The sequence below is a fragment of the Pseudomonas putida genome (assembly GCF_028682635.1).
GTDB classification, from domain to species: Bacteria; Pseudomonadota; Gammaproteobacteria; order Pseudomonadales; family Pseudomonadaceae; genus Aquipseudomonas; species Aquipseudomonas putida_AE.
The window spans coordinates 75,722-96,645 of sequence record NZ_JANHLK010000004.1; the positions used below are offsets into that span (position 1 = coordinate 75,722).

At 62.1% G+C, this 20,924-nt stretch carries 18 protein-coding genes; 9 read left to right on the forward strand and 9 right to left on the reverse strand.

The annotated features are described in order from the left end of the window. Nucleotides 1–13 precede the first annotated feature (13 nt). Entirely contained in the window at nt 14–838 is an 825-nt protein-coding gene (locus NPS56_RS06385) for an SDR family oxidoreductase (protein WP_274073934.1), read from the forward strand. 34 nt (nt 839–872) lie between these two features. Here NPS56_RS06385 and NPS56_RS06390 read toward each other — a convergent pair whose 3' ends face one another. The 4 genes from NPS56_RS06390 to NPS56_RS06405 all read right to left on the reverse strand — a co-directional run bounded on the left by NPS56_RS06390 (nt 873) and on the right by NPS56_RS06405 (nt 5,741). Then, nucleotides 873–1,727, reverse strand: coding sequence for an efflux RND transporter periplasmic adaptor subunit (locus NPS56_RS06390; protein WP_274073935.1), 855 nt, complete (start codon nt 1,725–1,727; stop codon nt 873–875). Between the two features lie 10 nt (nt 1,728–1,737). Next, nucleotides 1,738–1,938 carry a DUF1656 domain-containing protein gene (locus tag NPS56_RS06395; RefSeq protein ID WP_015096751.1) on the reverse strand — a complete coding sequence of 67 codons (201 nt, stop codon included), beginning with the start codon at nt 1,936–1,938 and terminating at the stop codon, nt 1,738–1,740. Beyond that, nucleotides 1,928–4,120 (reverse strand): FUSC family protein, encoded by a 2,193-nt coding sequence (locus tag NPS56_RS06400; protein ID WP_274073936.1) that lies wholly within the window; start codon nt 4,118–4,120, stop codon nt 1,928–1,930. Before NPS56_RS06400 ends, NPS56_RS06395 begins: the two co-directional genes overlap by 11 nt. A gap of 121 nt (nt 4,121–4,241) precedes the next feature. Beyond that, nucleotides 4,242–5,741 carry an efflux transporter outer membrane subunit gene (locus NPS56_RS06405; RefSeq protein ID WP_274073937.1) on the reverse strand — a complete coding sequence of 500 codons (1,500 nt, stop codon included), beginning with the start codon at nt 5,739–5,741 and terminating at the stop codon, nt 4,242–4,244. 193 nt (nt 5,742–5,934) lie between these two features. Between NPS56_RS06405 and NPS56_RS06410 the strand changes: the two genes are divergently transcribed. After that, a complete protein-coding gene (locus tag NPS56_RS06410; protein ID WP_274073938.1) occupies nt 5,935–6,903 on the forward strand; it encodes a LysR family transcriptional regulator in 969 nt (322 codons plus the stop codon). Nucleotides 6,904–6,973: 70 nt separating this feature from the next. On the opposite strand, the gene NPS56_RS06415 is transcribed toward NPS56_RS06410, so the two are convergent. From NPS56_RS06415 to NPS56_RS06430, 4 genes are all read right to left on the reverse strand, one after another. Then, nucleotides 6,974–7,738, reverse strand: coding sequence for an amino acid ABC transporter ATP-binding protein (locus NPS56_RS06415; RefSeq protein WP_003171943.1), 765 nt, complete (start codon nt 7,736–7,738; stop codon nt 6,974–6,976). 13 nt (nt 7,739–7,751) lie between these two features. After that, nucleotides 7,752–8,849, reverse strand: coding sequence for an amino acid ABC transporter permease (locus NPS56_RS06420; RefSeq protein WP_274073939.1), 1,098 nt, complete (start codon nt 8,847–8,849; stop codon nt 7,752–7,754). Between the two features lie 10 nt (nt 8,850–8,859). Continuing rightward, on the reverse strand, nt 8,860–10,041 hold the full coding sequence (locus NPS56_RS06425) for an amino acid ABC transporter permease (RefSeq protein WP_274073940.1): 1,182 nt from the start codon (nt 10,039–10,041) through the stop codon (nt 8,860–8,862). Nucleotides 10,042–10,106: 65 nt separating this feature from the next. After that, on the reverse strand, nt 10,107–11,138 hold the full coding sequence (locus NPS56_RS06430; protein ID WP_274073941.1) for an amino acid ABC transporter substrate-binding protein: 1,032 nt from the start codon (nt 11,136–11,138) through the stop codon (nt 10,107–10,109). Between the two features lie 466 nt (nt 11,139–11,604). Between NPS56_RS06430 and NPS56_RS06435 the strand changes: the two genes are divergently transcribed. From NPS56_RS06435 to NPS56_RS06455, 5 genes are all read left to right on the forward strand, one after another. Then, nucleotides 11,605–12,261 (forward strand): alpha/beta hydrolase, encoded by a 657-nt coding sequence (locus NPS56_RS06435; protein WP_274073942.1) that lies wholly within the window; start codon nt 11,605–11,607, stop codon nt 12,259–12,261. A gap of 98 nt (nt 12,262–12,359) precedes the next feature. Then, on the forward strand, nt 12,360–13,847 hold the full coding sequence (rhlB, locus tag NPS56_RS06440; protein ID WP_274073943.1) for an ATP-dependent RNA helicase RhlB: 1,488 nt from the start codon (nt 12,360–12,362) through the stop codon (nt 13,845–13,847). A gap of 138 nt (nt 13,848–13,985) precedes the next feature. Further along, nucleotides 13,986–14,930: an ornithine cyclodeaminase family protein gene (locus tag NPS56_RS06445; RefSeq protein ID WP_274073944.1), complete on the forward strand. Its 945-nt coding sequence runs from the start codon at nt 13,986–13,988 to the stop codon at nt 14,928–14,930. Nucleotides 14,931–15,074: 144 nt separating this feature from the next. Further along, nucleotides 15,075–16,202 (forward strand): NAD(P)/FAD-dependent oxidoreductase, encoded by a 1,128-nt coding sequence (locus NPS56_RS06450; protein ID WP_274073945.1) that lies wholly within the window; start codon nt 15,075–15,077, stop codon nt 16,200–16,202. 92 nt (nt 16,203–16,294) lie between these two features. Beyond that, nucleotides 16,295–16,936 (forward strand): helix-turn-helix transcriptional regulator, encoded by a 642-nt coding sequence (locus NPS56_RS06455; RefSeq protein ID WP_274073946.1) that lies wholly within the window; start codon nt 16,295–16,297, stop codon nt 16,934–16,936. Between the two features lie 226 nt (nt 16,937–17,162). Here the strand turns inward: NPS56_RS06455 and hmpA are convergent, their stop codons facing one another. Next, a complete protein-coding gene (hmpA, locus tag NPS56_RS06460; RefSeq protein ID WP_274073947.1) occupies nt 17,163–18,344 on the reverse strand; it encodes an NO-inducible flavohemoprotein in 1,182 nt (393 codons plus the stop codon). A 156-nt stretch (nt 18,345–18,500) separates the two neighbouring features. Here hmpA and norR point away from each other — a divergent pair, with 156 nt between their 5' ends. Continuing rightward, nucleotides 18,501–20,063, forward strand: coding sequence for a nitric oxide reductase transcriptional regulator NorR (gene norR, locus NPS56_RS06465; RefSeq protein ID WP_274073948.1), 1,563 nt, complete (start codon nt 18,501–18,503; stop codon nt 20,061–20,063). An 87-nt stretch (nt 20,064–20,150) separates the two neighbouring features. Next, on the forward strand, nt 20,151–20,900 hold the full coding sequence (locus NPS56_RS06470) for a YkgJ family cysteine cluster protein (RefSeq protein ID WP_274073949.1): 750 nt from the start codon (nt 20,151–20,153) through the stop codon (nt 20,898–20,900). Nucleotides 20,901–20,924 lie beyond the last annotated feature (24 nt).

Consider the following 20,924-nt stretch of genomic DNA (forward strand, 5'->3'; position numbering starts at 1 on the left):
CAAGGACCGCGCCATGCCCGTTGCGTTGATTACCGGATGTTCCAGTGGCATCGGCCGCGCCCTGGCCGATGCCTTCAAATCTGCTGGTTATACCGTCTGGGCCAGTGCCCGCAAGACTGAAGATGTCGCAGCGCTGACCACTGCCGGTTTTATTGCCGTGCAACTGGACGTCAACGATGGCCCGGCACTCGAACAATTGAGCGAACGGATCAACCAGCAACACGGCGGCCTCGATGTGCTGATCAATAACGCCGGCTACGGTGCGATGGGGCCTTTGCTCGATGGCGGCGTGCAGGCGATGCAGCGCCAGTTTGAAACCAACGTGTTCGCCATCGTCGGCGTGACCCGGGCGATGTTTGGTGTGTTGCGTCGGGCCAAAGGGATTGTCGTCAATATCGGTAGCGTTTCCGGGGTTCTGGTCACGCCGTTCGCAGGGGCATATTGCGCCTCGAAAGCCGCGGTGCATGCCTTGAGCGATGCCTTGCGCATGGAACTGGCGCCGTTTGGCGTGCGGGTGATGGAGGTGCAGCCGGGGGCGATCGCTTCCAGTTTTGCCAGGAATGCCGGGCATGAGGCGGAGCAATTGATCACCGAACAATCGCCGTGGTTTCCGTTGCGCGAAGGTATTCGGGCACGGGCCAAGGCGTCCCAGGACAATCCGACGCCGGCCAGTGAGTTTGCCGCGGGGTTGCTCAAGGCCGTGCAGCAAAGCAAACCGCCGCGGCTGATTCGTCTTGGCAATGGCAGCCGGGCGTTGCCGTTGATGGCGGGGTTGTTGCCCAAGGGCTTGCTGGAGTCGGCGTTGATGAGGCGATTCGGGTTGCGTGGGCAGCTCTGAGACCCAGTCGACGCCTTCGCGAGCAAGCTCGCTCCTACAGTGCGTTGACCACTACCGTGCAGGTAATCCCCGCCGCCAGCAGCACCCCCTCCGGCACTTCATCGATGTGAATGCGCACCGGTACCCGTTGCGCCAGGCGCACCCAGTTGAAGGTCGGGTTCACGTCGGCGATCAGCTCGCGGCTTTCCGGGTTGTCGCGGTCGTAGATGCCGCGGGAGATGCTTTCCACGTGGCCCTTGAGCACTTCGCCGCTCATCAGTTGCATGTCGGCCTTATCGCCCACGCGCACGTGGGGCAATTTCGTTTCCTCGAAGAAGCCGTAGACCCAGAACGAGTTCATGTCGACCACGGCCATTTTCGCTTCGCCAATGCGCGCGTAGTCGCCGCGATGGACATTCAGGTTGGTCACGTAGCCATCCACCGCCGCACGCACTTCGGTGCGCTTGAGGTTCAGTTCGGCGGCTTCGAGTTGCGCCTGGGCCTGTTGGTAATCGGCCAGGGCCGAGTCGGCGAGGTTGCTGGCGTCGTCGCGGTTTTCCCGGGAGATCACCAGGTTGTCCATGTCGGCACGGCGATGGGCGTTGACCTTGCGCATCTCCCAGGTCGCCTTGCGTGACGCCACCAGCGACTGCGCCTGTTTGACCGCGAGGCGGTAGTGCTCGGGGTCGATGCGCATCAGCAGGTCGCCCTTCTTCACCAATTGGTTGTCGCGCACCGGCACGTCCACCACTTCGCCGGTGACGTCCGCAGCAACGTTGATGATGTCGGCGCGCACCCGGCCGTCGCGGGTCCACGGGGTCTCCATGTAATGCACCCAGAGTGTGCGGCCGATCCATATCGCCAGGGCCAGAACCAGCAGGGTGGCGAGCAGGCTGAAGAGCTTTTTCATCAGAGAATTCTCAACGATAAACAGTCAGCGCCATGGCGCCGAACAGACAGGTAAACAGGCTCAGGCGCAGCAGCGCCGGGTGCCAGAAGAAGCGGTACAGGTCGAACCCGGACAGGAAGCGGTCCAGTGCCCAGGCCAGCGCCGCCGCAATGAAAAACATCAGGGTCATGGTCGGCATGTAAACGCCGTGGAAGGCGATTTCACGGGGCATGGTCAAGTCCTTGGGGCTTGGTGTTCGTGTAGGAGGCGAGCGGCGATTGCGGGTCGAGTAGCGAGGTGCGGATAAAGTGCAGGTAGCTCTTCACCCGGCGCAGCGCCGAGGTGTCGAAGTGCGGGGCGAAGGGTTCGTCGGTGGCTTGCACGCGGCTGATCGCATGATCGACGGCGATCAACGCGCGCTCCAGATTGCTCTGGCCCGGTTGCAGGAACAGCCGCACCAGCGCACGCCCCATCACGCGGATGGACTGGCGCCACGGCTGGGACTCGGCATAAGCCGGATGCACCGGCAGGATCGCCTGCTCCTTGCGCAATTCGATGATCGCGTGCCCGACTTCCAGCACAACGAACATCCAGCGCAACAGCTGCCGCTGGACTTGCGGCTGCCCCGTCGCGAAACCGTAAGCCTGATGCACCAGGTCGCGGGTGCGGCTTTCGAAACTCGACGCCAGGCCCTTGAGTTTGCCGCTGATGGCGTAGACCACCTGGCCGCGCAGGTCCTGCTCCAGGCGCTGCCACAACCAGCGGCTGTTCGGCGGCAGAATGATCGCCCCCGCCGCCGCACACACCAGCATGCCGAGCACCATGGCGATGTAGTCGTTGATGAAGCTGTAGGGGTTGTAGACCGTGAGGTTGTCCGGCACCGAACCGGTGCTGAAGAAGATCAGCAAGCCGAGGCCGACTCCAGCGTATTGCGGGCGCGAGGCCAGGAATGAACCGAGCACGATCACCGGCGCGAGCATCACGCACAGCAAGGGGAAACCGTCGATCCAAGGGAAGATGAAAAACATCTCGACGAAGCCGATCAGCGCGCCGAGAAACGTCCCGCAGGCCATCTGGAATGCCATGCGTTTCGGGTTCGGCGTGGCGGCGGACAGGCCCACGGTGGCCGCCGCAATGAGCGTCATGGTCGCCCCGCTCGGCCACGCCGTCGCCACCCAATAGCTGCCCAGCACCACCAGGATGAACGCAGCGCGAATCCCTGAGGCTGCCGACACCAGCCAGTTGGTTTGCGGGGTGAAGGGCTCGTCCCAGCGTTCGCGCTCGTGGCTGTGATCGGCCAATGAAGCGTGGGTCTGTGCATAACTGTGCAAGTCGTCAACGAAGCGATAGAGCAATTCGTAGGCGGTGTGGAAATCCAGCAGCTCGGCATCGCTCGGCTCGCTCTCCTGGAACACCGCCCGCAGGCTGCGCACCCGCGCTGGCAAACTGGCCTTGTAGGCGGTCAGCGCCGAGACCAGACGCGCTGCATCGGCACTGGTCAGCGCGCGGCCGCTGAAGCCGTCGAGCAATTCGGCGAGGTCCTGCAAACCGGGCTTGATGGCTGCCACGGCGTGATCGGTGTCACTGCTGCGCAGGCGTTCGAGCAACTGGTGCAAGGCGTTGAAACGCGTGGTGATGCCCATGAACTCGCTGTTCAGGCGACTGAGCCGACCGTTGCGTCGACGCATGTGCGGGTCTTCGAACACGGTGACGCTGCGCAGCCCCTCCAGGCCCACCGCTTCGGCAATGAAGCGCACGTTGCCGGCCTCGAAAGCCTCACGCTGGCTGCGCCCGCGCAAGCCGTCGGTGACAAACAAGGCGAAGACTCCGAAGCGCTGATACAGGGCATTGCGCATCGCGGCACTGGCGGTTTGCGGCAGGATCGCGGCGCTGACCAGGGTCGCGCAGAGAATCCCCAGGGAGATTTCCAGCACCCGCCAGACCGCCGCCATGAACGCGCCGTCCGGATGGGCCAGCGCGGGCAACCCGACCATCGCGGCGGTGTAGCCGGCCAGGACAAAACCGTAGGCGCGGAAGTTGCGGCAACGCGCCGCGCCGGCCGAGCAGATACCAACCCAGATCGCCAGCGCGCCGAGGAACAATTCGGTGTTCTGCGCAAACAGGGCGATCAACGCCACCATCACTGCCGAGCCGGTCAGGGTGCCCAGAAAGCGGTAGAAACTCTTGGCGAACACCTGGCCGCTTTGCGGCTGCATGACGATGAACACGGTGATCATCGCCGTGCGCGGCTGCGGCAATTCCAAGCGCATGGCCAGCCACAGGGTCAGGAACGCGGCGAACAGCACCTTGAAAATGTAGACCCAGGTCACGCCATCGCTGCGTGCCCAGTCGAAGAAGCCCCGGCGCCATTCAAGGGAGTACAGCCAGCGCAAGGGTGCGGGCAAGGGGGTCATGGATTCCTGCTCTGTGAAACCTGTGGGAGCCAGCCTGCTGGCGATAACGGAGTATCAGTCGACATCAATGTTGAATATGCTGCCCTCATCGCCAGCAGGCTGGCTCCCACAGGTATTGTGTTCAACGCAAAAGGCTCGGGGTTTTCGGTGCCTGGGTCTGGCTGTCTTTCGGTACATCGTTGCCGGCACCCAGCCCACCGCCTAGCGCCGTTACCAACTCGGCATGCGCACTCAATCGCGCCGCCTGCACCTGCTGCTGCACCTGCTGCTGTTTGAACAACAGCGTCTGCGCGTTAAGCACATTGAGGTAATCGGTCAGCCCGCGCTGGTAGGCGATCATCGCGATGTCGTAGGTCTTCTGCGCGGTGGCCACCGACTCGGCGGCGAAGGTTTGCTGCTTGTCCATGGACTCGCGGCGGATCAACTGGTCGGAGATGTTTTTCAGCGCGTTGACCAGCGTCTGGTTGTATTTGGCCACGGCGATGTCATAACCGGCCGAAGCTTCACCCAGCTCCGAGCGCAAGCGCCCGCCGTCGAAGATCGGCAGGGAAATGGCCGGGCCGACGCTATAGTTGAGCTTCTTGCCGGTGAGGAACTCCAGGGCGCCGCCACCGGTGGCCATGTAGCCCAGGCTGCCGACCAGGTCGACGTTGGGGTAGAAACCGGCATGCGCCACGTCAATGCCCCGCGCCTGCGCCGCCACTTGCCAGCGACTGGCGACCACGTCCGGGCGTTGCCCGAGCAGTTGCGCCGGCAACGACGATGGCAATTTCAACGCGGCACCCAGCGCCAGAGTCGGCCGCTGCAACTGCGCGCCCTCCCCCGGCCCCTTGCCTCCCAGCGCAGCCAGTTGATTTCGACTGAGGGCGATTTCTTCGTCCAGGGCGTCAATCTGACGGTGGGTTTCCGGCAGCGGCGTCTGGGCCTGGCTGACTTCGAAATGGGTGCCGATGCCGCCGTTCAAGCGCTTCTGCGCCAGCTCGAGGATCTGCTCTTGCTGCTGCAATGTCGCTTCGACGATGTCCCGTTGCGCGTAGTGCAACGAGAGTTCGATGTAGACGCGCACGATGTTGTTCTGCAATTCGAGCTGCGCCTGGCGCGCTTCGGCGACCGTCATGTGGGCCATGTCCACGGCGCGCTCGGTGGCATTGCTTTCGCGGCCCCAGAGGTCGAGGGCATAACTGAAGCCCAGTGCGGCGTTATTGTCCCAGGTGGTGCTGTTGGCCAGCTCACCGGGACCGTAGAACTGATCGGTGGGCCAGTTGTGGCGCTTGAGGGTGGACTCGCCATTGATCTGCAATGACTCCGCCGCCTCGGCAACACCGGCCATGGACCTGGCCTGGCGCACCCGCGCCGCCGCCATGGCCATGGTCGGGCTGCCTTGCACGGCGAGGTCGATCCAGCGGTTCAGTTGCGGATCGCCATAGGCCTGCCACCATTGAGCGGTGGGCCAGTGCGCGTCCTGGGCGGCGCTCTGGATCGCTTCGTCCGTGGCCAGTGAATTGGCCTCCAGTGCCTTGCCCTGTGGGGCAATACCTCCGGTTCCGATGCAGCCGCTGATTGCCAGGGTTAAAACCAAAACACTGAGCGGCTGAAGCGCTCTGCTGATGCGACGCGGCACTGCTGCGATTTCCTGAATTTGGGAGGAGGCATACGGGTCCCGTGGGACCGGGGCAATTCTATGGGGCGGTCTGGATGGCGATAAGCTGGGATTCCTGTGAATCTTTGTTACCGTTAACGCGATAATCCCTTGGTCGGGGTCTCAGACCCTGAAACTTCGTGTCACAATTTGCCATCGAACCCGAGAGCACCCCATGGACACATTGCAAAACATGCGCGCCTTCAGCTACGTGGCCGAGGCCGGCAGCTTCACCGCCGCCGCCGTGCAACTGGACACCACCACGGCCAACGTCTCGCGCGCGGTCTCCAACCTGGAAGCCCACCTGCAAACCCGTCTGCTCAACCGAACCACGCGCCGCATCGCCCTGACCGAAGCCGGCAAGCGCTATTTACTGCGTTGCGAGCAGATCCTGAACTACGTCGAAGAAGCCGAAGCCGAGGCCAGTGACGCCCACGCGCGCCCGGCCGGGCAGCTCAAGGTGCACACCATGACTGGCATCGGTCAGCACTTCGTGATCGACGCCATCGCCCGCTATCGCAAGACCCACCCGGACGTGACCTTCGACCTGACCCTGGCCAACCGCGTGCCGGACCTGCTGGACGAGGGCTACGACGTGTCCATCGTGCTCGCCAGCGAACTGCCGGACTCGGGTTTCGTCTCCCAGCGCCTGGGGATTACCTACAGCATCGTTTGCGCCTCGCCCGCCTATGTCAAAGCCAACGGCTGCGCGCAAAAACCCGGCGACCTGCTCAATCACGCCTGCCTGCGCCTGGTGAGCCCGGTCATCCCCCTGGATAAATGGGCCTTCGACGGGCCTGACGGCCAGGAAATGGTCACCATCAACAGCTCGCCGTTCCTGGTGAACTCGGCCGATGCGATGAAAACCGCGATCACCAGCGGCATGGGCGTCGGTGTCCTGCCGCTATACGCCGCGATCGACGGGCTGCGCAACGGTACGCTGGTGCGGGTGATGCCCAATTACCGCTCCCAGGAACTGAACCTGTACGCGATCTATCCGTCGCGGCAGTACCTGGATGCGAAGATCAAGACCTGGGTGGAATACCTGCGCGGGTCATTGCCGGAGTTGCTGGCGGCGCACCAGGCGGAACTGGCCGCGTATGAATTGAGCGGCAGCCTCGCCGGGGCACGGATGGCGACCTGAGACATAGCTGAACGACAGGTAAAAAAAAACCCGGACACCATGTCCGGGTTTTTTCATCGCCTGGGTTCGATCAATGCAGGATCTGACTCAGGAACAGCTTGGTGCGGTCGTTCTGCGGGTTGTCGAAGAAGTCGTTCGGCGCGGCCTGTTCGACGATTTCGCCCTTGTCCATGAAGATCACGCGGTTGGCCACGGTACGGGCGAAGCCCATTTCGTGGGTCACGCAGAGCATGGTCATGCCGTCTTCAGCCAGGCCGATCATGGTGTCCAGTACCTCTTTCACCATCTCGGGGTCGAGTGCCGAAGTCGGTTCGTCGAACAACATGATTTTCGGCTTCATGCACAGCGCCCGGGCAATCGCCACACGCTGTTGCTGGCCACCGGACAGTTGCCCCGGGAATTTATGCGCCTGCTCCGGAATGCGTACGCGTTCCAGGTAGTGCATGGCGATTTCCTCGGCCTTGCGCTTGGGCATCTTGCGCACCCACATCGGCGCCAGCGTGCAGTTCTGCAGGATGGTCAGGTGCGGGAACAGGTTGAAGTGCTGGAACACCATGCCGACTTCGCGGCGGATCGCTTCGATCTGCTTGAGGTCGTTGGTCAGCTCCACGCCGTCGACCACGATGCGGCCCTGCTGGTGTTCTTCCAGGCGATTGAGGCAGCGGATGGTGGTGGACTTGCCGGAACCCGACGGGCCGCACAGGACAATGCGCTCGCCCTGCTTGACGTTGAGGTTGATGTCTTTGAGTACGTGGAACTGGCCGTACCACTTGTTGACGCCCTGCATCTGAATAATGCCTTCAGGGCTCACAGGCTGTTTGATTGCTTCGCTCATTTGAAGAGAACTCCTAACGCTTGTGGCCAGTGTCGAGCTTGCGTTCCAGATGCATGGAATAGCGCGACATACCAAAACAGAAAATCCAGAACACCAGGGCGGCGAACACATAGCCTTCGGTGGCCATGCCCAGCCATTTCGGGTCGGCGGCGGCTTGCTTGACGCTGTTGAGCAGGTCGAACAGGCCGATGATGATCACCAGGCTCGTGTCCTTGAACAGCGCGATGAAGGTGTTGACGATGCCAGGGATCACCAGCTTCAGGGCTTGCGGCAGAATCACCAGGCCCATGCTGCGCCAGTAGCCGAGGCCCATCGCTGCGGCGGCTTCGTACTGCCCCTTGGGAATCGCCTGCAGACCGCCACGTACCACTTCAGCCACGTAGGCCGACTGGAACAGGATCACGCCGATCAGCGCCCGCAGCAGCTTGTCGAAGTTCATGCCTTCGGGCAGGAACAACGGCAGCATCACCGAGGACATGAAGAGCACCGTGATCAACGGCACGCCGCGCCAGAATTCGATGAAGGTCACGCAGACCACCCGAATCGCCGGCATGTTCGAACGACGCCCCAACGCCAGGACAATCCCCAGCGGCAAGGCACCGGCAATGCCGACGGTGGCGATCACCAGGGTCAGCATCAGGCCGCCCCATTGGCTGGTCGCCACTTGGGTCAGGCCGAAGACGCCGCCGTGCAGCAGGCACCAGGCAATGATCGGGTACAGCACCAGGAAGCTCAGGCCATACACTGCTTTATGGTGAAAGCGCGAGATGAACAAAGGTGCCACGCCGATGACCGCCAGCCACACGGTCAGGTCGACGCGCCAGCGCAGTTCCGGCGGGTAGTAGCCGTACATGAACTGGCCGAAGCGCTGCTGGATGAACACCCAGCAGGCGCCCTCCTTGGTGCAGTCGGCCTGGCTGGTGCCCACCCAGTTGGCATCGAGGATCGCCCACTGCAAAATCGGCGGTACCACCAGGTAAATCAGGTAGAACGCGAACAGGGTCAGCAGGGTGTTGAGCCAGCTGGAGAACATGTTCGCGCGCATCCACGCCACTACGCCGATGCTGCGACTCGGTGGCGGCATGTCAGGTTTGAAAGTATGAGTGCTCATGCGCTTTTCCTTACCGCTCGATCAGCGCAATGCGCTTGTTGTACCAGTTCATCAGCAGGGAAATGCTGATACTGATCGCCAGGTACACGCTCATGGTGATCGCAATCACCTCGATCGCCTGGCCGGTCTGGTTCAGCACCGTGCCTGCGAACAGCGAGACCATCTCCGGATAACCGATACCGGCCGCCAGCGAGGAGTTCTTCGCCAGGTTCAGGTATTGGCTGGTCAGCGGTGGAATGATCACGCGCAGGGCTTGCGGGATGATCACCTTGCGCAGGGTCGGCCCGTTGCGCAGGCCCAACGAGTGCGCCGCCTCGGTCTGGCCGTGGCTGACCGACTTGATGCCCGAACGCACGATCTCGGCGATGAACGCCGCGGTGTACACCGTCAGCGCCAGGGTCAAGGCCAGCAGTTCCGGGATCAGCACCCAGCCGCCGACGAAGTTGAAGCCCTTGAGCTGCGGCATTTCCCAATGCACGGGCGCGCCAAAAATCAGTGCGCACAGCGCCGGGATGACCAGTAACAAGGCCAGGCCGACCCAGAACTTGTGGAACGGAACGCCGGTGGCTTCGAAGCGTTTGTTGGCCCAGCGGCACATCAGCACGATGGCGACGATGGCCACCACGACACTGATCACGAACGCCCAGAAACCATCGGCCATCAGCGCCGCCGGCATGTTCAGGCCGCGGCTGCTGACAAAGAAGGTGTCGCCGAAGTTGTGGCTGTTGCGCGGCCCCGGCATGGTCAGGAACACCGCGAAGTACCAGAACAGGATCTGCAGCAGCGGCGGAATGTTACGGAAGACTTCCACGTACACCGTCGCCACTTTGGCGATGATCCAGTTCTTCGACAGCCGTGCCACACCGACGATGAAACCGAGGATAGTCGCCAGGATCACGCCGATGAAAGTCACCAGCAAGGTGTTGAGCAGGCCGATGACAAACACCCGGGCGTAGCTGTCCGCTTCGGTGTAGTCGATCAGGTGTTGGGCGATGCCGAAGCCGGCACTGCGCTCGAGAAAGTCGAAACCGGAGGTGATGCCCCGGTGTTGCAGGTTGGTTTGCGTGTTGTCGAACAGAAACCAGCCTAGCGAGACCACACCGATAATGGTGATGATCTGGAATACCCACGCACGCACTCGTGGATCGCTGAGGCTGAGCCTCTGCTTTGGTGCGCCGATTGAATTTTGCATGAAGTGCCCCGCAAAGAATGGAACAGAACATCACCCGGCGGTTGGCCCGCCGGGTGATAGAACCATCAGCGCACTGGTGGTGCGTATTGAATGCCGCCAGCGTTCCACAGGGCGTTCAGCCCGCGGTCGATTTCCAGTGGAGTGCTCTTGCCGAGGTTTTTCTCGAACACTTCGCCGTAGTTACCCACTTGCTTGACGACCTGCACGACCCAGTCTTTCTTCACTTTCAGGTCTTTGCCGTATTCGCCGTCGGTACCCAGCAGACGGGCAACGTCAGGGTTCTTGGTGCCCTTGGCTTCGGCTTCGACGTTCTTCGAAGTGATGCCGGCTTCTTCAGCGTTGAGCATGGCGTAGCCAACCCAGCGCACGATGGCCAGCCACTCGTCGTCGCCATTACGCACGACCGGGCCCAGAGGTTCCTTGGAAATGGTTTCCGGCAGAACCACATAGTCCTTCGGCGCAGCCAGCTTGCTGCGCTGGGCGAACAGTTGGGACTTGTCGGAGGTCAGTACGTCACAACGACCGGATTCCAGCGACTTGGCGCTCTCGTCGGAGGTGTCGAAAGTGATCGGGGTGTATTTCAGGCCGTTGCCGCGGAAGTAGTCGGAAACGTTCAGCTCGGTGGTGGTACCGGCCTGGATGCAGATGGTTGCACCGTCCAGTTCCTTGGCGCTCTTGACGCCGAGTTTATTGTTGACCAGGAAGCCGATGCCGTCGTAGTAGGTAATGAAACCCGGGAATTTCAGGCCCATGCCCGCGTCACGGGAGCTGGTCATGGTGGTGTTGCGCGACAGGATGTCGATTTCGCCGGACTGCAGCGCGGTGAAGCGCTCCTTGGCGTTCAACTGACTGAACTTGACCTTGGTCGCGTCGCCGAACACGGCAGCGGCCACGGCACGGCAGTAATCAGCGTCGATGCCGACGATCTTGCCGGTAGCATCCGGAACCGAGAAGCCAGGCAGGCCATCGCTGACGCCGCACTGTACGAAACCTTTTTTCTGCACTGCATCCAGGGTCGCGCCCGCCTGAGCGAACCCACTGACACCGAGTACCGCGGCTGCAGTCACGACTGCCAGGGTGGATTTCAACATCTTCATTCAAACCTCCAGTTTTGCTCTTGTTGTGTCGGAGCGTGAGTCCAGTCGCACCCTTTTGAGGCGGTGGTGACCCGTGTTGGCTTTTTTTAGGGTCAACCGACGTAGGACCGTAGCCATGAGTCTAGTAGGAGAAAATCCACATAATGGACAACTCACTTCTCACCAATCGGCCGAACGGGCTGTAGCCCTTTCTCGTTCGCGAAGCCCGTAGCGGCCACTGGCGAACATCCATTACCGGATTTTTGCTATCCCGCGGCCAGTCGTACACTGATAGTGTTACCGCCAGGCGCGAGATGAGTTGCACCGCTTCCCCATAGCAAAGCCCGTACCACACCGGCTGCTAAAGCGGTTAAGCGACAGGTCAATAGCAAAACTTGTAACCTTGCGACATCTTCGTAACTGATCAACCAGAGGCGCCCTCAGACCTCGCACTCAATGAGAGCGTCCGCACAAAATTGGAGCAACCATGACCGAGCCCTTGATTCTTGAACCTATCAAGCCCGCAGATGCCTGCGTCATCTGGCTCCACGGCCTTGGCGCCGACCGCTACGACTTCCTGCCGGTGGCCGAAGCGTTGCAGGAAAACCTGCTGACCACGCGCTTCGTTTTCCCTCAGGCACCGACCTGTGCCGTCACCATCAATGGTGGCTACGAGATGCCGAGCTGGTACGACATATTGGCCATGAGCCCGGCGCGCGCGATCAATCGCGAACAGCTGGAAGAGTCCTCGCAGAGGATCGTTAATTTGATCGACGTGCAGCGAGCCATCGGAATAGACGCCTCGCGAATTTTCCTGGCCGGCTTTTCCCAGGGCGGCGCCGTGGTTCTACACACCGCGTTTCTGAACTGGCAGGGCCCCCTGGGTGGCGTACTTGCCCTCTCCACCTATGCACCGACCTTCAGCGATGAGCTGGAACTGTCCGCCAGCCAGCAGCGCATTCCGGTGCTGTCGTTGCATGGCCAGTACGATGACGTGGTGCAGAACTCGATGGGCCGTAGCGCCTACGAGCATCTGAAGCAGCGTGGTGTCACCGTGACATGGCAGGAATACCCAATGGGCCATGAAGTGTTACCCGAGGAGATTCGCGACATCGGCGTGTGGCTGACCGAGCGTTTGCGCTAAACATCGATGTTTAAAAACGCCCTTTGATCCATCCCTCTACGCCGCGCCCGATTCTTGCATTACACTGGCCGGCGTACATTCCTTAACCAATTGATGAGATGACCGTGCTCAAAGCACTCAAGAAAATGTTCGGTAAAAGCGAGACTGAGCAACTCGCGCCAGTCCCCAGCGCTCCGTCTCACACATCCAGCCACCGCACCGACGGTCATCAGTCTGGTCGGGCCGCCCCGGTAGCGGCGCCGAAACACGAGCCAAAGAGCGCAGCGGTCGCCGAGCCCGTTGTGCAAACCGCCGCCGAGCAACCGCGCAGCGAAGCGCCAAAACCCGCCAAACCACGCCGCGAACCCAAGCCCAAGGCGCCGGTGATTCCCTGGAAACTCGAAGACTTCGTCGTCGAACCCCAGGAAGGCAAGACCCGCTTCCACGACTTCAAACTCGCCCCCGAACTGATGCACGCTATCCAGGACCTGGGCTTCCCGTATTGCACGCCGATCCAGGCCCAGGTGCTGGGCTTCACCCTCGCCGGCAAAGACGCCATCGGCCGGGCGCAGACCGGTACCGGCAAGACCGCGGCGTTCCTGATCTCGATCATCACCCAGCTGCTGCAGACCCCGCCGCCGAAAGAGCGCTACATGGGTGAGCCGCGCGCACTGATCATCGCCCCGACTCGCGAACTGGTGGTGCAGATCGCCAAGGACGCCGCTGACCTGACCAAGTACACCGGCCTCAACGTCATGACGTTCGTGGGCGGCATGGACTTCGACAAGCAACTCAAGCACCTCGAAGCCCGCCACTGCGACATCCTCGTGGCCACGCCGGGCCGCCTGCTGGATTTCAACCAGCGCGGCGACGTGCACCTGGACATGGTCGAAGTCATGGTGCTGGACGAAGCCGACCGCATGCTCGACATGGGCTTCATCCCGCAGGTACGCCAGATCATTCGCCAGACGCCGCCGAAGAACGAGCGTCAAACCCTGCTGTTCTCGGCGACCTTCACCGAAGACGTGATGAACCTGGCCAAGCAATGGACCACCGACCCGGCCATCGTCGAGATCGAGTCGCAGAACGTGGCCAGCGAAAACGTCGAACAGCACATCTACGCCGTAGCCGGTGCCGACAAATACAAACTGCTCTACAACCTGGTCAGTGACAATGGCTGGGAGCGGGTCATCGTCTTCGCCAACCGCAAGGATGAAGTGCGGCGCATCGAAGAACGCCTGGTGCGCGATGGCGTCAACGCCGCGCAGCTGTCCGGCGACGTGCCGCAGCACAAGCGGATCAAGACCCTGGAAGGTTTCCGCGAAGGCAAGATCCGCGTACTGGTGGCCACCGACGTGGCCGGTCGCGGCATCCACATCGACGGCATCAGCCACGTGATCAACTTCACGTTGCCGGAAGTCCCGGACGACTACGTGCACCGCATCGGCCGTACCGGTCGCGCTGGCGCCGATGGAGTGTCCATCAGTTTTGCCGGTGAAGACGACTCCTACCAGCTGCCGGCCATCGAAGAAAAACTCGGTCGCAAGATCAGCTGTGAAACCCCACCGACGCATCTATTGCGGGCGGTTGAGCGCAAGCGGCCGTAACGGGCGACTTGCAGGAAAAGGCGCAGCCGGAAACGGACTGCGCTTTTTTTTCGTCTGGTTTTTTCAACAGGCGCTTGCTCGCGATAACTAAAAGTCCATAATGGACAAATTAGTTTACTCGCCACTCCCGGAGCCATCATGGCCAGCACCCCCTACGTGATCAACCAATCCCAGGCCCGCGAGTTGCTGGCCCAGGTCGACGTGCCGCAGATCCTGCGCAAACTGTTCCGCGACCTGGCTGCCGGGCAAGCCGTGCAACCGGCACAGCAACTGGTGGAATTTCCCCGGGGTGCCGGCGACTTCATCAACTACCTGGGCGTGCTGGCCGAAGAGGGCGTGTACGGGGTCAAGACCTCGCCCTACATCGTGGGCGAGCAAGGGCCGCTGGTGACCGCGTGGACCTTGCTGATGTCGATGCAGACCGGCCAGCCGCTGTTGTTGTGTGATGCTGGCGAACTGACCACTGCCCGTACGGCCGCGACCACGGCGGTGGCGGTCGATGCCCTCGCGCCGCTCACAGCGAGTCGCCTGGCAATCATCGGCAGCGGCAAAGTGGCCCAGGCGCACCTGCATTACGTTAAAGGTCTGCGCGAATGGCAGAACATCAGCCTGTACTCGCCAAGCCTGAGCGAAGATGCTGAAACGGTGAGCCTGCTGAAAAACATCGAGCCACGCCTGAACATCGTCGACAATCGCGAGACTGCCGTTCAGGACGCCGACGTGATCATGCTGTGCACCTCGTCCGCAGGGCCCGTGATCGATCCGTCGAGCTTGCGCAAACCGGCGCTGATCACCTCGATCAGCACCAACGCCCCGCGCGCCCACGAGGTGCCGCCGCAAAGCCTCAACGACATGCAGGTATTCTGCGACTACCGTGTGACCACCCCAGGTTCGGCGGGTGAAATGCTGATTGCCGCCGAACAGCATGGCTGGCATGACAAGGCGATTGTCGGCGACTTGCCCGACCTGCTCAGCGAGAAAGTGCAGCGCCCCGGCTACGACCGTCACGTGTTTTTCCGCTCCATCGGCCTGGGCCTGGAAGACATCGCACTGGCCAATGCCATCTACCGCCTGCATCCCTGACACCACACATCCCTGTAGGAGCCGGCTTGCTGGCGATCGCATCACCTCGGTTTTCCTGACAGACCGCGGCGCCTGCATCGCCAGCAAGCCGGCTCCTACAGGGATCATCGAACCTTCGGCATTTGTGTTTCACAGGAGACATTCATGAGCCAGGCAGACTTCATCATCATCGGCGGCGGGATAGCCGGCGCTTCCACCGGTTTCTGGCTGTCGCAGCACGCACGCGTCATCGTGCTCGAACGCGAATCCCATCCGGCCTATCACTCCACCGGCCGTTCGGCGGCGCTGTACACCGCCGCCTACGGCACCCCGCAAGTGCGGGCGTTGACCCAGGCCAGCCGGGATTTCTTCGACGCCCCTCCGACCGGTTTCTGCGAACACCCGCTGCTGACCCCACGCGGCGAAATGACCGTGGACTTGACCGGTGACCCGGCCGAACTGAACAACCAGTACCTGAGCGCCAAAGCCACTGTGCCGCAAATGCAGTTACTTAGCGCCGACGAAGCCTGCGCGCTCGTGCCGATCCTGCGCCGGGAAAAAGTCCACGGCGCAATCTACGATCCGACCGCCAGCGACATCGACACCGATGCCCTGCATCAGGGTTACCTGCGGGGAATCCGCCGTAACCAGGGCGAAGTCCATACCGACAGCGAAGTCCTGAGCCTGACCCGTGATGGCGCAGGCCTGTGGCAGGTGCAAACCAAGGACCAGACCTTCAGCGCGCCGGTGATCATCAACGCCGCCGGCGCCTGGGCCGACAAGATCGGCGAAATGGCCGGCGCCCGGCCGCTGGGCCTGCAACCCAAGCGCCGCGCGGCCTTCATCTTTGCCGGCCCCGAAGGCGTGGACATCCACCATTGGCCGATGCTGGTCAGCCTCGACGAATCCTTCTACATGAAACCCGACGCCGGCATGTTCCTCGGCTCGCCGGCCAACGCCGACCCGGTGGAACCTCACGACGTGCAGCCCGAAGAACTGGACATCGCCATGGGCATCTACCAGATCGAGGAAGCCACCACCCTGACCATCCGCCGCCCGACCCGAACCTGGGCCGGCCTGCGCAGTTTCGTCAGCGACGGCGACTTGCTGTCCGGTTTCGATCCGCAGGTGCCGGGGCTGTTCTGGGTGGCGGCACAAGGCGGTTACGGCATCCAGACCTCGCCGGCCATGGGCCAGGCCAGTGCTGCGCTCGTGCGCGGTGAAGCCCTGCCGGAAACCCTCAGCCGTTTCGGTCTGAACGCCGGCATGCTGTCCCCTGCCCGCCTGGGCTGACTATTGTCCTCAGGTGACGCGCCGACTCGATTGCGGCACACTTTCAGCGTCCTGAATCACGGGGCGCTGAAGCTGCCCCGGAGCCCCATTGTATGAACGCACCTGAACAAGATCCTGCCCTGAACGACACGTCCCTGGATAACTTCCGGGCGATTGCCGATGCCATCGCCACGCTGTTTTTTCCCCACGCCGAAGTAGTGCTGCACGACCTGCGCACGCAAAAGGTCGACTACATCGCCAACAACCTGTCGAAACGGGAAATCGGTGACGATTCGGCGCTGGATGACATGCTCGGCGACGATGTCGGCGAACGTAACATCGGGCCGTACGAAAAGCTCAATTGGGATGGTCAGAAGATCCGCAGCCTCAGCACCGTGCTGCGCGACCGTGAGGGACTCCCGCTGGCAGTGCTGTGCATCAACCTGAATATTTCGCTGTTCGAGAATGCCAAGGCCGCGCTGGACCTGTTCCTGTCGCCGACCAAGCTGATTCCTCAGCCGGATTCACTATTCCGCGATGACTGGCAGGAGCGGATCAATACCTTCCTCCACGCCTGGCTGCGCGAACGCCAGCTGAGCCTGAACCTGTTGACCCGCGATCACAAACGCGAACTGGTGCTGGCCCTGCACGCCGAAGGCGCCTTCAAGGGCAAAAGCGCCTCCAACTATGTGGCCAATGTGCTGAACATGGGGCGGGCGACGGTGTACAAGCATTTGAAGGAACTCAAAGGCTGAAACCATACCTTGCCGGCGATCGCATCACCCGGGTTTTCCTGATAGACCGCGGCGCCCGCATCGCCTGTAGGAGCCGGCTTGCTGGCGATCGCATCACCACGGTTCCTGACAGTCCGCAGCGCCCGCATCGCCTGTAGGAGCCGGCTTGCTGGCGATCGCATCACCACGGTTCCTGACAGTCCGCGGTGCCTGCGTCGCCAGCAAGCCGGCTCCTACAGAGCGATGTTTACTCCAAGGCGGAAGCCGGGCCGAAGAACTCGTAACGGCTCTGCTTCTCTGGCACACCCAACGCCTTGAGGTGACGCTTGACCGCCGCCATGAAGCCCTTCGGCCCGAGGAAGTAAGCGTCCAGGTCGCGCTCTTCGGGCAACCAGGCGGCCAGTTGTTCCTGGCTCAACATCCCAACCTTGTGCGCCGCCGGGCTGACGCCGTCATCTTCGGCATAGCAGTAGAACCGCTTGAGTTGCGGATGACGCTCGGCCAGCCCGTCGATCCAGTCGCGGAAGGCGTGGACGCTGCCATTGCGCGCGCAGTGGATAAAGTGCACCGGCCGCTCGGTTTGCAACGCTGCTTCCAGCATCGCCAGGGTCGGGGTGATGCCGACACCGCCGCTGATCAGCACCAGCGGCTTGTCGCTGGCGCTCAGGGTGAACTCGCCCGATGGCGGGAACAACTGGATACTCGCCCCTACCTGCAGTTGATCGTGCAAATGATTGGAGGCCCGACCACCGGTTTCACGCTTGACGCTGATGCGGTACTGGCCCTTGTTCGCCAAGGCCGACAGCGAATAGTTGCGACGGATCTCTTCGCCATCGAGGATCAGTTTCATGCCGATGTACTGGCCTGGCTCGGCGGCCAGAATCGGCCCCTTGTCGGCCGGTTCGAAATAGAAGGAGGTGATTTCCGCACTCTCCTCGACCTTGGCCACCACGATGAATTCCCGCGCCCCGCGCCAGCCGCCCGGTGCCTGCTCTTTCTGGTCGTAGATGCTTTTTTCGGCACCGATCAGAATGTCCGCCAGTTGCCCGTAGGCCGCCGCCCATGCCGCGATCACCTCCGGGGTGGCGATCTCTTCGCCCAGCACTTCGGCGATTGCACGCAACAGGCACTTGCCGACAATCGGGTAGTGTTCCGGCAGAATCTGCAGGGCCACGTGCTTGTTGATGATCTTGGCCACCAGGTCGCCCAGTTGGTCGAGCTGATCGATGTGGCGGGCGTACATCAACACACCATTGGCCAAGGCGCGCGGCTGGTCGCCGGAAGCCTGGTGGGCCTGGTTGAACAGCGGACGCACTTCTGGATACTCGGACAACATCATGCGATAGAAGTGGGTGATCAACGCTTCACCACCGCTTTCCAGCAGCGGCACAGTGGATTTGACGATGGCACGGTCTTGAACGCTGAGCATAGAGTGACTCCTGGGCAACGAGGGTTTCTTAACAGTTGCCCTATGCTTATCAGTTTCCGTGCCAAGAATTAAAACCATATAAATCAATGAGTTAATGACACAGTAGTCATATCGACACAGCGTGATCTATAGTCACATCGACTACATGGAGTCACTATGACTGCAAAATCCCTGTTAACCGCCCTGCTGCCCCTGGTCTCCGACCTGTCCCGTGAACTCCCCGAAGGCGAGCGCTATCGGCGCCTGCTGGAAGCCATGCGTGCCCTGCTCCCTTGCGACGCGGCCGCCCTGCTGCGCCTCGATGGCGAATGGCTGGTGCCGCTGGCCGTCGACGGGTTGAGCACCGACACCCTCGGTCGGCGCTTCAAGGTTAGCGAACACCCACGCTTCCAGGCCCTGCTCGGCAGCACCGGTCCCACCCGGTTCGCCGCTGACAGCGACCTGCCTGACCCCTATGACGGCTTGGTCGATGGTCTCGATGATCACCTGGAAGTCCACGATTGCATGGGCTGCCCGCTGTTCATCGACGAGCGGCCGTGGGGCCTGCTGACCCTCGACGCGCTCAATCCGGAACAGTTCGAACCGGTCGAGCTGGATGCCCTGGAAGCCTTCGCCAGCCTCGCCGCGGCCACCGTCAACGCCGCCGAACGCATCGAGCGGTTGAATAACCGAGTCGAAGACGAACACCAGCGCGCCGAGGTCTACCGCCAGGCCAGCGGCCAGCAACATCGCGAGATGATCGGCCAAAGCAAGGCGCACAAACGCCTGGTGGAAGAGATCGACCTGGTGGGCGGCAGCGATCTGACGGTGCTGATCACCGGGGAAACCGGGGTCGGCAAGGAGCTGGTGGCCCAGGCCATCCATGCCGCCTCGCCTCGCGCCGACAAACCGATCATCAGCCTCAACTGCGCGGCGTTGCCCGATACGTTGGTGGAGAGCGAACTGTTCGGGCATGTCCGCGGCGCCTTTACCGGGGCGCTGAATGATCGCCGTGGCAAGTTTGAACTGGCCAACGGCGGCACGCTGTTTCTCGATGAAGTCGGCGAACTGTCGCTGACGGTGCAGGCCAAACTGCTGCGGGTGCTGCAAAGCGGCCAGCTGCAGCGACTGGGTTCGGACAAGGAGCATCAGGTCGACGTGCGACTGATCGCGGCGACCAACCGCGACCTGGCCGAGGAAGTGCGCAGTGGCCGTTACCGCGCCGACTTCTATCACCGCCTCAGTGTCTATCCCCTGCTGGTCCCGGCGCTGCGGGATCGCGGGCGGGATGTGTTGCTGCTCAGCGGTTTTTTCCTCGAGCAGAACCGCTCGCGCATGGGCCTCAACAGCCTGCGCCTGAGCACCGACGCTCAAGCGGCGTTGCTGGCCTACGACTGGCCCGGCAATGTGCGCGAGCTGGAACACCTGATCGGCCGCAGTGCATTGAAGGCGTTGGGTAACTGCAAGGATCGCCCGAAGATCCTCAGTTTGAGTGCCGCCGACCTCGACCTGCCCCATGCCCGTGTCGAAGCCGGCGTCGAAGTCAGCGCCGAGCAACCCGCTGTTGTCGACGTCGAATCGGTGACGGGAGATTTGCGCGAAGCCACCGAGCGTTACCAGCGCCAATTGATCGGCGCCTGCCTGGAGCGCCACCATCACAACTGGGCGAGCGCTGCCCGGGAGCTGGGCCTGGACCGGGCCAATCTCGGGCGGATGGCCAAGCGCCTGGGGATGAAATAGCACCGTGGCGCATAACTTGCTTCCACAGCAACCTTCGCGGCGACATTCCGACGCCGCTGACTGCCCTCGGATGCGACTGACCGCTCAATGAATACGACGTTTTCCTGTGTAGGCTGTGGCAAATGCTGCAATGACCACCACGTACCCCTGACCCTGCCCGAAGCCCGGATGTGGGCGGCTGACGGTGGCCAGGTGATCGTGCTGGTGGAAGCCTTCCTGAGTAATGGCCTGGGCCTGTCGGCGCAGCAACGCGAGCATGCCGAAGCGCGCTCGGCGCTGGTGCGCAGCGGCGCCTGCGAGGTTTACGTTGCCATCACTTTTGCCGCCTATAGCACCGGTGCCTGCCGCCATCTGGACCAGGACAACCTGTGCCGCATCTATGAGCGCCGGCCGCTGGTGTGCCGCATCTATCCGATGGAGATCAATCCGCACATTCCCCTGAACATCGCCGCCAAGGAATGCCCGCCGCAATCGTGGGAAACAGGGCCGCAGCTGATTGTGGGTGGCCAACTGGTGGACCCGGAACTGGCGCAACTTATCCAGCGCTCCCGCCAGGCGGATCGCGACGACATCCACACCAAGGATGCGATTTGCGCGTTATTGGGGATTCGTACGACGGCCCTCAAGGGCGACGGGTTTACCGCTTACCTGCCGGACATGACCGAGTTTGCAACGATCATCGACGAATTGGCCGGGCAGACGTTACCGGTCTGGGAAAGTGAGTGGCAGTTTCATGTGTCGGGGGACGATATCGCGGGGCGCGTAATGGCGGCGGGTGCGCAGGTGGTGACTGAGCCACCCGCCGACTACGCGTTTATTTCATTGCGGGCGGCTTGATGCCACGAAGGCCCGCTGGATAAA